A 14,543-nucleotide genomic window follows, 5' to 3' on the forward strand; every position below is an offset into this window, starting at 1 on the left:
AGAGGCGCGGGTCGCCTCCAGGCCCGATGGAGAACCAAGAAGAGGAATATCCGATGGCGCGAGACAAGCGCGGAAACCCGCCAGAGCCCCCGGTCGACGAGGTGCTCAACGAGGTGGTTCAGGAAGAGGGCGGCGACGATTTCATCGCAGGCCCGACCCAGCGCAACGATGTCGGCAACACCAAGCGCGCGGCGGCCAAGGCGACCGGCGTGATGGGCGCATCGAAGAAGATGGACCCCGATCTCGACATCGACCATGTGGACGATGGGCGCGTGACCAGCGGCTCCAATGCGGGCATCCGCTCGTTCAAGGAGGTGCCGGATCACGAAGACGACGATGCCGGCTTCACGATGTCGAACGAGGAGATCGCCGAAGGCGTCACGACCACCGCGAACAAGAGCCCGGCCCCTCGTTCCGCGCAAACCGAAGGCGAGACGGGCCCATCCGGCATGAGCGGCGACGCAGCCTCGCGCAAGCGCGTGCCTGCTCCGGGTAACGCGGTGGACGTGCCGAAAGGCACCCTCGTGCGCGGACACCCGACGGCGAGCCAGTCCGGCGGCCGTTCGCAATCCTCGACAGGCGACGAGAAGCCTCCGAAGCGCTCCGCCCGCGCGGACGAAGGCCAGGATCAGCGTCCCCTCGCCAAGGGCGGCTCGGAAGAGCGCTGACCCTTTCGTGACGAATTTCATGATCACCCCGGAGGCTCGCGTCTCCGGGGTGATGTCGTTGCATCTTCATCCTCTCTAAAGCGGCGCGTCAGACGGAAGATGGAGTGACATTCGGCAGCTTGGCACTCTATGGATCATTTCAGCCCGATTGGCTTTCATGCAATGACGTTACGAGGAAACTCCCATGGATAGAAGAAAAGTTCTCAAAGGCGCCGGTCTCGCCGCCGCCGCAGGCGCCGTCGCGTCGCCCGCCATCGCGCAGTCGCAGCCGGAAATCCGCTGGCGCATGGCGTCGAGCTATCCCAAGAGCCTCGATACTCTCTACGGCGCCGGCGAAATGGTCGCCAAGCGCGTGGCCGCCGCGACCGACAACAAATTCCAGATTCAGGTCTTCGCAGCCGGTGAGATCGTGAGCGGCCTGCAGGTGCTCGATGCCACGCAGAACGGCACCGTGGAATGCGGATACACCCTGTCGAGCTATTACATCGGCAAGGATCCGACCTTCATGTTCGACACCTCCGTGCCGTGGGGCCTGAACGTGCGTCAGCACAATGGCTGGATGTATTACGGCGGCGGCCTTGAACTGGTGCGGGAGTTCCTGAAGGACTACAACGTCATCTCCTTCCCCGCGGGCCAGACCGGCGCGCAGATGGGCGGCTGGTTCCGGAAGGAAGTCAATTCCATCGCCGACCTGCAGGGCCTGAAAATGCGCATCGCAGGCATGGGCGGCCAGATCATGGCCAGGCTCGGCGTCGTGCCGCAGGTTCTCGCGGGCGGCGACATCTATCCGGCGCTCGAGCGCGGCACCCTCGACGCGGTGGAATTCTCCGGCCCCTACGACGACGAGAAGCTCGGCTTCGTGAAAGTGGCGAAGTACTATTATTATCCCGGCTTCTGGGAAGGCAGCGCGCAGCCTTCCCTCTATGTGAACATGGACAAGTGGAATTCGCTGCCCGCCAACTACAAGGCAATTCTCGAAGCGGCCTGTGCCGAGGCGAATGCGCTGTGCATGGCCAAGTACGATGCGCAGAACGCCGAGGCGATCCGTCGCCTGGTCGCGCAGGGCGCGCAGCTGCGCGCGTTCCCGAAAGACGTGATGGAGCAGAGCTACAAGGAGGCCTTCAAGGTCTACAACGAGATTGCGGCCTCCAACGCGAAGTTCAAGAAAGTCTTCGATCACTGGAATGCCTTCCGCGAAAAGGAACTGACCTGGTTCCGCATCGCGGAGCTGCCCTTCGACTACTTCGTCAACCAGCAGCAGGGCCAACGCTAAAATGCAAAGGCGGCGCGAAAGCGTCGCCTTTTCCTTCGCTTGGCGGGATCGATGCCCGTTCTGCCGCGTTGTCCCGTCGACAAGGTTCCTTCAAGACACCTGGAGAAACGGCATGAACGAGAAGATCCACAATCAGGACAAATCGACCGGCAAGACTGCTTCGAAGGACGAGAAGCTGCCAGAGAACTCCAAGAAGTCCCTCGACAAGAAGCTCGATGAAGGCGTGGAAGAGACCTTTCCGGCGAGCGACCCGGTTTCCGTGAAGATCACGAAGTAATGGCATGACGCACGAGCCCCAGGCCTCGGGACCTGGGGCTTTTTTGCGCCCTGCTCAGCTGCGGCTCGCCACGGCGACGCCCAATGCCGCCAGGGCCATGCCGATCATCTGCACGACGCTCAGAGTCTCGCCGAACAGGGCGAAGGCCATGAGAGCGGCCACGGGCGGAACGAGATAAAGCAGCGTCGCCACGCCCACGACCGCCCCCTGCCGGATCAGGAAGAGCAGAAGCCCGATCGCTCCGACCGACAGCCCGAGCACGGCCCAGGCCATCGCTCCCATGAGCGGAAGCGTGAAATCGATGCGCCCCTCCTCCAGCAGCAGAACCAGAGGCAGGGTGACGAGGGCCGCGCCTACATATTGCACCAAGGCGTTCACCCGCAGGTCCAGGGTATTTCCGGTGCGCTTCTGCCAGATCGTGCCGAGGGTGATTGACAGCATGCCGAAGAAGCACACGCCGAGCGCCAGAGGCGGTACGCCTCCATCGCCGATCTTGGGCGCGACCACGAGAGAGGCGCCGGCAAGCCCGGTGAGGATGCCCGCCCATTTGCGGACGGACACCCGTTCTCCGAGAAGGGGCCCGGCCAGAGCAGCCGTGACCAGGGGCTGAAGCCCCGCGACGAGCGCGGTGATGCCCGCCGGCAAGCCGTGTTTGACCGACCAGAACACGCCGCCGAGATAGAACCCGTGCAGGAGAACGCCCGCTACCATGGCCTGCCCCCATTCCCGCCGGTGGCGAGGCCACGGCGCGCGCACCGCCAGGACGATTCCTCCGAGCACCAGGAGCGCCAGAAGATAACGCACCAGCAGAAAGGTCAGCGGCTCGGCATGCGGCGCCACGATTCGCGCGACGATGAAGCCGGTGGCCCAGATGAGCACGAAGAGAGGGGGAGCAAGGCGGGTCAGCATCGACAAAGGTCCTGGCGCATCTTTTGAACGGATGCTCTAGCGGAGCTACGCGCCGGAGCACAGCCGTGCTTTAGCCGGTGCTTCGAAATCGTCAGGACGGAACGAACGGCAGCTTTGCCGTTTAAGAGGGTTCGGGCAAAGTCTGCGCCAGGTCCAAGAGATGAAGCTTGAGATGAAGCCTGAGATGAGCCTTGCCTCGCCGGCCCTCCGCCACACCATCTCCAGCACTCTGGAGTCCCGCCTTTGAAACGCCTGCGCCTTTATCTCGAGCTGCTCGCGATCACAATGAACCGCTTCGTCCTGCACGATGCCTGGGCGATCGCGAGCCATATCGCGCTGTCGGTGCTCACGTCCTTCTTCCCTTTCCTGATCCTGGTCACGGCCCTGGCCAGCGTCTTCGGCACGGGCACTCTGGCCGACGAGGTGGCGGACCTCATCCTCGAAGCCTGGCCGCGGGAAATCGCCGGTCCCATCGCGGGGGAAGTTCACAACATCCTGACCGGGCGACGCAGCGACGTGCTGACCCTGGGCGTCGTGCTGACCCTCTACTTCGCCTCGAGCGGCGTGGAGAGCCTCAGGGTCGGCCTGAACCGGGCCTACAACGTGCGTGAAACGCGCGCCTGGTGGCTGACGCGGCTCGAATCCATCGCCTTCGTCATCGGCGGAGCCTTCGTGCTCATGGCCATGGCTCTTCTCGTGGTCCTCGGGCCCTTCATCTGGCGCGGGATCCTGCACTGGCTGCCCGCCCTCGAACCGTTCGACGCTCTGGTCGGGTTCCTCCGGCTGGGGATCGCAACCCTCATCATCGTGGTCGGGCTGACGATGGCCCACAAGCTCGTCCCGGCGGGGCGACGCACCTTCCGCTCCGTGGTGCCGGGCGTCTGCGTCACGCTCATTCTATGGCTCCTCGGAGGCTTCGGCTTCAGCTGGTATCTCGATTATTATCCGGGCGCCTATGCCTCCACCTATGGCGGCCTCGCCACCGCCATGGTGGCGCTGATCTTCCTCTACACGCTGGGGGCGATCTTTCTGTTCGGCGGCGAGCTGAACGGAACCATCCTCGCCGCCAAGCAGAGGCGGCTCGACGCAGAACCGCCCCCCAACCCCAATGACGTGATCACGCTCCCCTGACGGGCGCAGCGGTTTCCGTTCAGAGCTTCGGCGATATCGTGAGCTGCAGCCGCGCCGCTGCGGCCGGGCGCGCATCGGGAGCGAGATTATACCCGACCGAAACGTCGAGAACCGATTGGAAGGCCGCATTCTGCGGGCTGAGCACCGTCTGCCCGACGAGTTCCGACGTCAGGTTCGAGCTGAGAGCGCCCTTCGAAACGTCCACATTCATATTGGGCGAAAACCGGAGCTCCAGGTTCCATGCGTTCAGGGGCAGATCCAGCGGCACGTTCAGGCTTCCGCTGAACGATTGGAGATAATCGGCCTGGGCGTTGTCGACGGAACCCGTCGTCGAGAGGCCGAACGTGAGGCCTCCGAGCCTCTCCACTGCCTGCGACCAGGACGATTCCCACATGGCTTTCGACGAGAGGAACCCGCCCTCCCCGCCGCTGCGGGTCAGCTCCGTGCCGATCAGGACATTCCAGTCCTGAAAAGGCTGCATCTTCGCTCCCAGCGTCCGGTCGACGGGAGACGGCGCAAAGGCGGGGATGCGCGACGAGGCGAGACCATTCGCCCATGTCTGGGTGCGGCTCAGGGAAAAGGCTGTTCTCGGAGGCTCCGCGCGGCGCGCAACGACGTTGCCGATGTCCCACACCTGACTTTCGGCCGTGCTTCCCCCGCTGTCCTCAAGCGCCTGGGCCGCGGAGACGAGCCCGAGAAGACAAACGAGGAAGGCAGCGATGTTCCGAGATTGAAAAGGCATGGATCAACAAAGAATATAATCTTAAAACCGACAATGTACGTAATTCATTCGAATTCAATTCGTTTAACAAAGAGACAAACCTCATTATAGCCTTGACGATGAACAAATATTCATCAAAGCCGATTCGGACGTGCGAACAAATCCCGAAAATCCGTTCGCACACGGGCAGATTTGCCTCGAATATGTGCGACGGACATAAGGACGCAGCGGGCCCCAACGAAAACGGCCGGGCTGAACCCGGCCGCTCCCCATCGCCCGTGCAGAAGAATCACCCGGCAATGCGGTATTTGACGAATCCTTCCGGAGCATCGCCCATCTTCTCGACCTTGATGCCCGCCGGCTGGTAGGCGGCGGCGTTCGGGCCGGTGGTGAAGGTCATGGTGACGCCCGCCGGCACGGCGAGCGACCAGGATCCGTCGGCCTTGGGCGCGACTTCCTTCTTCTCGACGATGTAGCGCATGATCGCGTCGCGGGTGAGGTCGGGCGCCTCGAACACGATGGTGGTGCCGTCGTTGCCGGGAAAGTTGCCGCCGCCGCCCGCGCGGTAATTGTTCGTGACGACGAGGAATTGCTGATCGTCCGCCACCGGCTTGCCGTTGTAGGTCAGGTCCTTGATGCGGTGCGCATCGGCGTTCACGACCTTGCCGTTGTCGTCGTAACGGGAGGCCTGCGTCGGATCGATCTTGTACTGCACCCCCGCGATGACGTCGAAGTTGTAGGCGGGGAACTTCGCGTTGACGAGCTCCTGCTCGCCGCCCTTTGCCGGATCGATCTGGTTGTAGATCCCGGCGGACCGCTCCAGCCATTCGCGCACCTGCGCGCCCGTCACCTTCACCACGCGGATCGTGTTCGGATAAATGTAGATGTCCGCCATGTCCTTGATGGCGAGCGGGCCGGGCTTGATGTCGGTGAAGTAGTTCGGGCCGCCGCGGCCGCCCGCCTTGAAGGGAGCCGCCGCCGAGAGGATCGGCAGGTCCTTGAAGGCCGAGGTCTTGAGCTGATCCGCCACGTACCAGGCCTGCGCCTCGGCGACGAGCTTCACGGAAGCATCGTCGGAAACGAGCGAGAAGTAGGAATGGATCGGAACCGCCGTGGAGCCGACGGGCTCGCGCACGTATTTGAGCGTGGCGTCATGGTCGGCTTGGACGGCGGCGATCACGCCCGCTTCCGAATCCACCTTCGCCACCACCTTGCGGTCGACGCGATCGTAGATCGGACGCGCCTCGGTGCGGAACTGCGCGACCTTCCAGGCGTCGCCATCCTTCACGAGATCGAGGTCGACGAGGCCGAGATGGCTGCCCCAGAAGCCCGCCATGACGGCGGGCTTGCCGTGCAGCGTGCCCTTCTGCACGTCGACGCCTTCGATGTTGTTGAACTCCTTGCCGCCCGGGAACACGAAATGCTGGTGGCCGGTGAGGATCACGTCGATGCCGTCGACCTTGGCCAGATGCAGCGCCGCATTCTCCTCGCCGCCCTTGCGCTCGCCGCCCGCGATGCCGGAGTGGCAGAGCGCGACGACGATGTCGGCGCCTGCCTTCTTCAGATCGGGCACATGCTTGTTCGCCGCATCGACGATGTCGATCGTGGTCACCCGGCCGTCGAGATTGGCCTTGTCCCATTGCACGATCTGCGGCGGCACGAAGCCGATCACGCCGATCTTCAGTTTCTGCTTGGCGCCGGATTCGTCGGTGAATTCGCGGTCGAGGACGAGCCAGGGCTTGTAGAGGGTCTCGCCGTCCGCCTTGATCGCGTTGGCGCAGACGACCGGGAATTTCGCAGCGCCGAGGGAGTTCTGCAGGAATTCGAGGCCGTAATTGAACTCGTGGTTGCCGAGCGTGCCGCAATCATAGTTCAGGGTGTTCATGGCGGCCACGATGGGATGGACGTCGCCCTTCTTCATGCCCTTGCGGTAGGAGACGTAATCGCCGAGCGGCGAACCCTGGATGATGTCGCCATTGTCGAAGAGCAGGCTGTTCTTCGCCTCGCCCCGCGCCGCCTTCACGAGAGTCGCCGTGCGCGCCAGGCCGACCGTGTCGTCGGGAGCATCGCGGTAATAATCGTAAGGGAAGATGTTCACGTGGAGATCGGTGGTCTCCAGGATGCGGAGCTTCACCACCGGGCCGGCCGCCCAGGCGAAGTGCGGGAGGCCCGTGAGGGCGGCGGCGGCCACGCCGGTTTGAAGGACGCGGCGGCGGGTGATCGACGATGTCATGGACGGCTTCCCCTTATGGAACGATGTTCCTTAATCGGAGGAGAGCACACCTTTTATGACAGGATCAAGAGAGCCGGCTGAGGGATCCCCGCGGGACGAGGATCTACCTCCGTCATCCCCGGCCTTGTGCCGGGGAGGCCATGACGCGAAGAATGCCCTCAGGACGCCCTGAGCGCCTCGTCGAGGTCGGAGAACAGGTCCTCCACGTCCTCGATGCCAGTGGACAGGCGCAGCAGGTCCGGCGGGCACGGCGTTCCGGGGCCTTCAATGGACGCGCGATGCTCGATGAGGCTCTCGACGCCACCGAGCGACGTGGCCCTTTTCCACAGGCGCACCTTCGCGGCGGTCCGGATCGCGGAGGCCTCTCCGTCGGTCACCTGAATGGAGAGCATGTAGCCGAAGCCCCCCTCCATCTGCCGCGCGGCGATGTCGTGGCCAGGATGCTGCGGCAGGCCGGGATAGAGAACCCGCGCCACCTTCGGGTGGGCGGAGAAGCGCTGCGCGAGGTCGAGCGCGCTTTTCGCCTGAGCGGCCGCGCGCACATGGAGCGTGCGCATGCCGCGTATGAGCAGATAGGCCTCGAAGGGACCGAGGATCGCCCCCTGCATCTTCCGGATGGAGGCGACCTTCGCCCAAAACTCGTCGGCCTTGGCGCCCACGAGCGCGCCCGCCACCACGTCCGAGTGGCCGTTGAGCACCTTGGTCGCCGCATGCATGACGATGTCCGCGCCAAGGGTCAGCGGCCGCGTATGGATCGGCGAGGCGGTGGTGGAATCGACCGCGAGCCGCGCCCCCGCCGCATGGGCGATCTCGGCCACGGCGGCGATGTCGGTGATGGTCCAGAGGGGGTTGGACGGCGTCTCGGCCCAGACCAGCTTGGTGCGACCCGGGATCATGGCGGCGCGCACGGCATCGAGATCATCCGTCTCCACGAAATCGACCGAAAGCCCCCAGCGCACGGCTTCCGTCATCAGCCAGCTGCGCAGGGCCCAATACATCACCTTGGAGGCGACGATGTGATCGCCGGGATTGAGCGCCTGGAACACGGCGGTGGCCGCCGCCATCCCGGAGGAGAACAGCAGGGCACCGGCCTGCGCGTCCTCCAGCATGGCCAGCACTTCCTCCGCCTCGCGGATCGTGGCGTTGTCGGGGCGGCCATAGACGTAGCCGGAGGAATAGGCATTGTCCTCGTCGCGGATATAGGTGGTGGCTATATGAATCGGCGGCACCACGGCTTTGGTGATGGGATCCACATGGCCCATGGCCTGGGCGGTCAGGCTGCGCTTCGACCAGGGGAGACGGGACGACGACATGAGGAACCTCCGGAAGCGTGACAGGTTTCGTCACCTGGAAATCATGCAGCCGACATAAAGGAACTTTCGGGATGCGGACAGATCAAACCATGCCGGGCAGCCATGCAACACCGCCGCTCCAGCGGCTCCTGATCGCCGTGCTGCCGGTCGTGGCCGTCGGGATCGCGGGAAGCCTCGTCACCTCCCCGAATATCCCGAACTGGTATGCCGGCCTGCAAAAGCCGGGATTCACGCCGCCGAACTGGGCCTTTCCGGTCGCGTGGACCCTGCTCTACGCGCTGATGGCCTATTCGCTCTGGCGCATCCTGTCCCTGCCCAAGGACAGCCCCGACCGCTCCGGTGCGATCGGGACGTTCTTCGTGCAACTGGCCTTGAACTGCCTGTGGTCCTTCGCCTTCTTCGGCGCGCACAGCCCGATCGCGGGCCTTATCGTCATCCTCGCCCTGATCGTCGCGATCCTGGCGACGATGCGCGCCTTCTGGGCCCTCGACCGAACTGCGGCCCTGCTGCTCGCGCCGTATCTCGCCTGGGTGCTGTTCGCGACGGCCCTGAACGGAGCGGTCTGGCAGATGAACGGCTGATCAATCCCGCTTGTCGAACAGGTCCGGATTGGTGTCGTGGCGGTCGAGGACGCCGACGAACGGGAGCTGACGGTACGAGTGGGCCACATCCATGCCGTAGCCGATGACGAACACGTCGGGGCAGGTGAAGCCGACATAATCCGGATCGATGCTCACGGCGCGCTTGCCGGGCTTTTCCAGGAGAACGGTGGTCTTCACGCTCTTCGCGCCGCGGGCCATCAGCAGGTCCTTGGCGAAGGTGACCGTGCGGCCGGATTCGAGGATGTCGTCCACGAGCAGCACGTCGCGGCCGCGCACGTCGCTTTCGACATCGCGAAGAATGGTGACCTGGCCCGTTGAAACGGTTCCGTCGAGATAGCTGGACAGGTGCACGAACTCCACCTGCGGCGCGAGACCCGCCCTGTGCAACGCACGGATCAGGTCCGCCGCGAACATGAAGCTGCCCTTGAGGATGGCGACGACGAGCAGGTTCTCGGGCTTGGAATCCGCGATGGCCTGCGCCAGCGTCTCGATGCGCTTGGCGATGGTGTCTTCGTCGAAGAGAACCCGGATACGGTGAGCAGCGGTCATCGTCGGTCAGTCCAGAAAATTCGCAGAAAAATTCAAATGTCTCTCGCTTGTCGACCATGGCGGAGCGCGGAAGTCAAACGGACTTCGCGATTTTCCAGGCGAATCCGGGCCTTCGAAGTCCCCTCACCCCGATCCTGCGTCAATGTTCCACGACCGCTTCGCTTTGCGTCCTCAACCGGCAAGTTTATGGCTTGCTAACCATAACGGGGCGATAACGGGACGAATCGCCCGCGACCGACATCTCGGGTCCATCATTTCGTCAGCTTCTCCGGAGGATTCAGGCGCGCGTGAGAGCCTATTACGACGAGGAATTCGATGAGGGCACGGCGGCTCCGTCCGTGCATTTCGAGAATGTGGGCGTGCGTTACGGCATGGGGCCCGAGGTCCTGCGCGACCTGACCTTCTCCATCGAGCCGAACTCCTTCCAGTTCCTCACGGGCCCTTCCGGCGCGGGCAAGACCACGCTGCTTCGCCTCATCCTGCTCTCGGTCAAGCCGACGCGCGGCCTAATCTCCCTGTTCGGCGAGGACGTCGCCAGGATTTCCAAGGACGAGCTGACCGGGCTTCGCCGGCGCATGGGCGTGGTGTTCCAGGATTTCCGTCTGCTCGATCATCTGACGACCTACGAGAACGTCGCCCTTCCCTTGCGTGTCCAGGGCAAGGAGGAATCGAGCTACCGCGCCGAGGTCGTGGAACTTCTGCGCTGGGTTGGCCTCGGGGACCGAATGCACATGCTGCCGCCCGTGCTCTCGGGCGGCGAGAAGCAGCGCGCGGCCATCGCCCGCGCCCTCATCGTGCGGCCCGACCTTTTGCTCGCGGACGAACCCACCGGCAACGTGGATCCCTCTCTCGCCCGGCGGCTGCTGCGCCTGTTCATCGAGCTCAACCGGCTCGGAACCTCGGTGGTGATCGCCACCCACGATTTCAGCCTCATGGATCAGCTCAACGTCCGCCGCCTCGTGCTCGGCGACGGCAGGCTGCATATCGACGAGTGAGCCGGATGAACGCGCCCCAGCCCCACCTGAGGAAAGCCGCCCGGGACAAAGCGAAGGGGAGCGAGAAACGCTCCGTGCCCGCCTCGCTGAGCCGCAACGCGCCTCTCGTTCCCGTCGACTCGGCGGGGGGGCAGGCGCTCGCCGCCGTCATCGCGATCCTCACGTTTCTCGCTGCCCTCTGCGCGGGCGGCGCGGAACTCATCGCCACCAGCTCCGCGCAATGGCGTTCGGAGATCGCCCGCGAGGTGACCATCCAGATCCGCCCCAATCCCCAGCGCGCCATCGACGACGACGTCGCACGGGCCGTTGCGCTGGCACGCCAGACGGCGGGAGTCGAGCAGGCGCAGGCCTTCACGAAGGAGGAATCGGAGCGCCTGCTCGAGCCGTGGCTCGGAAGCGGCCTCGACTTCAAGGACCTGCCCGTCCCGCGCCTCATCGTCATCAAGCTCAAAGGGGATGCGCGGCCCGATTTCGCCCCCTTGCGCCTGAGCCTCCAGAAGCAGGTTCCGGGCGCGACTCTCGACGATCACGCGCTCTGGGTCTCCCGCCTCTCGACCATGGCCAACACGATCATCGGCACCGGCATCTTCCTGGTCGCGCTCGTTCTCGTCGCGGCGGGGCTTGCCGTCATCTTCGCCACGCGGGGAGCGATGGCGGGCAACAAGGAGGTGGTGGAGGTGCTCCATTTCGTGGGCGCGAACGACGACTTCATCGCCAAGGAGTTCCAGCGCCGCTTCTTCAAACTCGGCCTGCGCGGCAGCGCCGTCGGATCAGGCGCGGCCCTGGTCCTGATCGTCGTTCTCGGGCTGATCACCCGCTCCTGGCGCGCCAGCCCGGCGGGCGACCAGATCGAAGCCCTGTTCGGCGCCTTCAGCATCAGCTGGACCGGCTATGCGGTCGTGGTCCTGATCGCGCTCCTGGTGGCGCTGATCACAGGCATCGTGTCGCGGCTCACGGTGAGACGTTTTCTTAACGGAAATGGTTGATCCTCAGTTACCTGTGATCATCTTCCGTGGATAAAGAGAGCTGCCTCTCCATTGCCGCATTCACCCCTATCATCGCCCAGGATGACCTCGCGAACGCAGACTTGGCCGACGCAGAACTGGGCGACGCCGGACACGATGGAACCCGCTGAAGCCCTAGGCTGGCGCTGGACGATGCACGGCGATCACGCGCCACCCGCCAGACGGTCCTTGACCCGGCGCCTCCTCGGCATCGGAGCCTGGGGCTTCCTCGCCTGTTGCCTCATGGGCTTTTTCGGCTTTCTCGCCTTCGTCTACAGCCTCGACCGGTTCGAGCAGCGGCCGGAAACACGAGCCGACGGCATCGTGGCCCTGACGGGCGGCGCGCAGCGCATCGGCGACGCCATCGACCTCCTGGCGAAAGGCTATGCGAAGCGCCTCCTGATCTCCGGCGTCAACGAGAAGACCAGCCGCGACCAGATCTCACGGCTCAACCCCGGCCAGCGGCAGCTCTTCGAGTGCTGCGTCGACCTGGATTACCGGGCCCGCAACACCATCGGCAACGCCATCGAGACGCGCCGCTGGGCCGAAGCGAACGGGTTCGACACGATCATCATCGTGACCTCGAACTACCACATGCCCCGCACCATGGTGGAACTCGATCACGCGCTGCCGAACCTGCAGAAAATCCCCTATCCGGTCGCGGCGACCATCGATCCGCACGAATGGTGGCGCAATCCGACGACGGCCAAGATCCTGGCCACCGAATATCTGAAGTTCCTGGCCGTCTGGCTTCGCACCCGCTTCGAGGACGACCCGGAACGCTCGTCGGTCGCCCACCTCATCAGCGGCGGCGCTCCCAGCCTGCGGGCGAATGCCGAAACGACTGTGCGCTGAAGGCCGCTCCACCTTCGTCGTGGCCGGGCTTGACCCGGCCATCCACGTCTTCACGAGCTGCACCGGGTAAAGACGTGGAGCCCCGGCCCAAGGCGGGGATGACGATGGGGGAAGAAGCCCCGCCCCTGCCGCGTTCGCCCCGCCGGAAAACGGGTCCACTTTTTCGCGCGATGCGCTAAGGTGCTCCGCCCGCGGAGCCTCATGCTCCGCTTTTTCCTTTTCACGAAGCCATGCTGTTCGCCCGCTCCCTGCTGTTCAACCTCGCCTTCTACGCCAACCTCGTCCTCTGGCTGATCATCCTGATTCCGGCCTCTCTGGTCCCGCGCCGGGTTTTCCTGCGGCTGGTCCAGCTCTGGGCGCGCGTGTCCCTCTGGCTGCTGCGGGTTCTCGCCGGCACGAAGATCGAGGTTCGCGGGGCCGAGAAGGTCCCGGCGGGCGGAGCTCTCGTCGCGGCCAAGCATCAGTCTCTCTGGGAAACCTTCGCGCTGCTGACGATTTTCGACGACCCGACCTTCATCCTGAAGCGCGAGCTGATGTGGATTCCCTTCTTCGGCTGGTATCTGCGCAAGGCGCAATGCGTGCCGGTGAACCGCAAGGCAGGCTCCCAGGCGCTCGTGCAGATGACGGCCCGCGCGAAGGAGGAAGCCCGGCACGGCCGTCAGATCATCATCTTCCCCGAGGGCACGCGCCGCCCGCCGGGAGCGCCCCCGGCCTACAAATACGGCGTGGCGCATCTCTATCAGAATTTGGGATTCCCCTGCATTCCGGTCGCGCTGAATTCCGGCCTCTATTGGCCCCGCCGCCAGTTCATCCGCCGCCCGGGCACGATCCGGGTCGAGATCCTCGACCCCATCGCTCCCGGCCTGCCCCGCGAGGAGTTCTTCCAGCGCGTGCAGTCGGGCATCGAGGATGCCTCCAACAGGCTGCTGGCGGAAGGACGGCGTGAGCTCGGCCTCCCCGATCCGGCTCCGTCGCCCGCGACCTCAAATATCTGATACTGCTAAGCTTTCGAAATCTTGACGGCCGGCTTCGCCCTTCCTATATATAAGAACAAATGGCGAACAAACGGACCATATCCTGGAACACGGCCATGCGGGATCTCCGCAACGACCGGATGCGGAGGGCTGGCGTGCGCGAGGAACGGTTGAGAGCAACGGCGGGACTTCGCTCCTCCGCCACCTTGAGCTCCTGGCGCGGCCTGTCGGGCCGCCGCTACATCGTCGGCGTGCATCCCCTCGACCTGACGGAACTGATGGAGGTCACCGATGCGGTGATCCTCGCCGTCGGCCGTGACGAGACGGGCACGGCGCACGTGATCGATTCCGTCCTGGCGGGCAGCGCACCGGGGCTGGACACGCGTTCCCGGTGGCTCGACCGGGCGCGGGAGCGCGGCGCGTCCGAACTCCACATCCATCGCCTTGCCGATACGGAAGCACGCCGCCGCGAAATTCTCGCCGACCTGCGCGAGAACGCGGATCAGGCTTCCTGATCGAGCGCCGCGACGAGCCGCTGCATCAGCGGATCGACCACGCCCATGCCCAGAAGATGCTCGTGGGTCGAGCGCACGTAATCGGGATTGGCCCCCGAGATCCCCACCCCCTGCCGGACCAGGGCCAGCACCTCCTCGAAGGAGCGCGTCCCGGCATATTGCTCGTGCTTGCGGTCGGCCACGTAGCCCAGGGCCGCGACCGCGCGCCCGTCATCGAGCCGGACGGGCAGATGCCGCTCCAGATAGACGCTCGTGGCCTGCTCCCGCTCGCGCAGGTAATGCACAGTGGTCCGGGCCTCCTCCCGCGCGACCCGGAAGGCGACGCCGTGGCAGCGCCCACCCCGGTCGAGGCCGAGCACGAGGCCCGGATTGTCGGGCGTCCCGCGATGGACATGAGAGAGAACGCATAGCGCCCGGTGATAGCCGTAGAGATGCGCGTGGCGGCGTTCGACAAAGGGGAATCCCGGCCTCCACATGAGGGAGCCGTAGCCGAAAACCCACAGATCCTCCGAGCCGTCCATCAT

At 64.7% G+C, this 14,543-nt stretch carries 16 protein-coding genes; 10 read left to right on the forward strand and 6 right to left on the reverse strand.

The features are described from left to right. Positions 1–53 precede the first annotated feature (53 nt). The 3 genes from ACS5Q0_RS04595 to ACS5Q0_RS04605 all read left to right on the forward strand — a co-directional run bounded on the left by ACS5Q0_RS04595 (position 54) and on the right by ACS5Q0_RS04605 (position 2,218). Entirely contained in the window at positions 54–668 is a 615-nt protein-coding gene (locus tag ACS5Q0_RS04595) for a hypothetical protein (protein WP_473125420.1), read from the forward strand. A 184-nt stretch (positions 669–852) separates the two neighbouring features. Then, on the forward strand, positions 853–1,941 hold the full coding sequence (locus ACS5Q0_RS04600) for a TRAP transporter substrate-binding protein (protein WP_473125421.1): 1,089 nt from the start codon (positions 853–855) through the stop codon (positions 1,939–1,941). A gap of 112 nt (positions 1,942–2,053) precedes the next feature. Next, on the forward strand, positions 2,054–2,218 hold the full coding sequence (locus tag ACS5Q0_RS04605; RefSeq protein WP_473125422.1) for a hypothetical protein: 165 nt from the start codon (positions 2,054–2,056) through the stop codon (positions 2,216–2,218). 54 nt (positions 2,219–2,272) lie between these two features. Here ACS5Q0_RS04605 and ACS5Q0_RS04610 read toward each other — a convergent pair whose 3' ends face one another. Continuing rightward, positions 2,273–3,127 (reverse strand): DMT family transporter, encoded by an 855-nt coding sequence (locus tag ACS5Q0_RS04610; RefSeq protein ID WP_473125423.1) that lies wholly within the window; start codon positions 3,125–3,127, stop codon positions 2,273–2,275. Between the two features lie 243 nt (positions 3,128–3,370). On the opposite strand from ACS5Q0_RS04610, the gene ACS5Q0_RS04615 reads away from it, so the two are divergent. Further along, complete coding sequence (locus ACS5Q0_RS04615) at positions 3,371–4,258, forward strand: YihY/virulence factor BrkB family protein (RefSeq protein WP_473125424.1); 888 nt, start codon at positions 3,371–3,373, stop codon at positions 4,256–4,258. Positions 4,259–4,277: 19 nt separating this feature from the next. On the opposite strand, the gene ACS5Q0_RS04620 is transcribed toward ACS5Q0_RS04615, so the two are convergent. The 3 genes from ACS5Q0_RS04620 to ACS5Q0_RS04630 all read right to left on the reverse strand — a co-directional run bounded on the left by ACS5Q0_RS04620 (position 4,278) and on the right by ACS5Q0_RS04630 (position 8,525). Beyond that, positions 4,278–5,000, reverse strand: coding sequence for a hypothetical protein (locus tag ACS5Q0_RS04620; RefSeq protein WP_473125425.1), 723 nt, complete (start codon positions 4,998–5,000; stop codon positions 4,278–4,280). A 268-nt stretch (positions 5,001–5,268) separates the two neighbouring features. Further along, positions 5,269–7,212, reverse strand: coding sequence for a bifunctional 2',3'-cyclic-nucleotide 2'-phosphodiesterase/3'-nucleotidase (locus ACS5Q0_RS04625; RefSeq protein ID WP_473125426.1), 1,944 nt, complete (start codon positions 7,210–7,212; stop codon positions 5,269–5,271). A 158-nt stretch (positions 7,213–7,370) separates the two neighbouring features. Next, positions 7,371–8,525, reverse strand: coding sequence for a trans-sulfuration enzyme family protein (locus tag ACS5Q0_RS04630; protein ID WP_473125427.1), 1,155 nt, complete (start codon positions 8,523–8,525; stop codon positions 7,371–7,373). Between the two features lie 71 nt (positions 8,526–8,596). On the opposite strand from ACS5Q0_RS04630, the gene ACS5Q0_RS04635 reads away from it, so the two are divergent. Beyond that, positions 8,597–9,106: a TspO/MBR family protein gene (locus ACS5Q0_RS04635; protein ID WP_473125428.1), complete on the forward strand. Its 510-nt coding sequence runs from the start codon at positions 8,597–8,599 to the stop codon at positions 9,104–9,106. Here ACS5Q0_RS04635 and hpt read toward each other — a convergent pair whose 3' ends face one another. Continuing rightward, the gene (gene hpt, locus ACS5Q0_RS04640; protein ID WP_473125429.1) at positions 9,107–9,676 is read right to left on the reverse strand and encodes a hypoxanthine phosphoribosyltransferase; all 570 of its coding nucleotides are present in this window, start codon (positions 9,674–9,676) and stop codon (positions 9,107–9,109) included. 371 nt (positions 9,677–10,047) lie between these two features. Here hpt and ACS5Q0_RS04645 point away from each other — a divergent pair, with 371 nt between their 5' ends. The 5 genes from ACS5Q0_RS04645 to ACS5Q0_RS04665 all read left to right on the forward strand — a co-directional run bounded on the left by ACS5Q0_RS04645 (position 10,048) and on the right by ACS5Q0_RS04665 (position 14,019). After that, positions 10,048–10,671 carry a cell division ATP-binding protein FtsE gene (locus tag ACS5Q0_RS04645; RefSeq protein WP_473125502.1) on the forward strand — a complete coding sequence of 208 codons (624 nt, stop codon included), beginning with the start codon at positions 10,048–10,050 and terminating at the stop codon, positions 10,669–10,671. A gap of 5 nt (positions 10,672–10,676) precedes the next feature. Then, positions 10,677–11,657, forward strand: coding sequence for a cell division protein FtsX (locus tag ACS5Q0_RS04650; protein ID WP_473125430.1), 981 nt, complete (start codon positions 10,677–10,679; stop codon positions 11,655–11,657). A gap of 81 nt (positions 11,658–11,738) precedes the next feature. Then, the gene (locus ACS5Q0_RS04655) at positions 11,739–12,530 is read left to right on the forward strand and encodes a YdcF family protein (RefSeq protein WP_473125431.1); all 792 of its coding nucleotides are present in this window, start codon (positions 11,739–11,741) and stop codon (positions 12,528–12,530) included. A gap of 230 nt (positions 12,531–12,760) precedes the next feature. Further along, positions 12,761–13,525, forward strand: coding sequence for a lysophospholipid acyltransferase family protein (locus ACS5Q0_RS04660; protein ID WP_473125432.1), 765 nt, complete (start codon positions 12,761–12,763; stop codon positions 13,523–13,525). Between the two features lie 95 nt (positions 13,526–13,620). Beyond that, on the forward strand, positions 13,621–14,019 hold the full coding sequence (locus tag ACS5Q0_RS04665; protein ID WP_473125433.1) for a hypothetical protein: 399 nt from the start codon (positions 13,621–13,623) through the stop codon (positions 14,017–14,019). Here ACS5Q0_RS04665 and ACS5Q0_RS04670 read toward each other — a convergent pair. Further along, entirely contained in the window at positions 14,007–14,543 is a 537-nt protein-coding gene (locus ACS5Q0_RS04670) for a gamma-glutamylcyclotransferase (protein WP_473125434.1), read from the reverse strand. The two genes, ACS5Q0_RS04665 and ACS5Q0_RS04670, sit on opposite strands and share 13 nt — an antisense overlap.

This window comes from Microvirga sp. HS2, assembly GCF_055792805.1.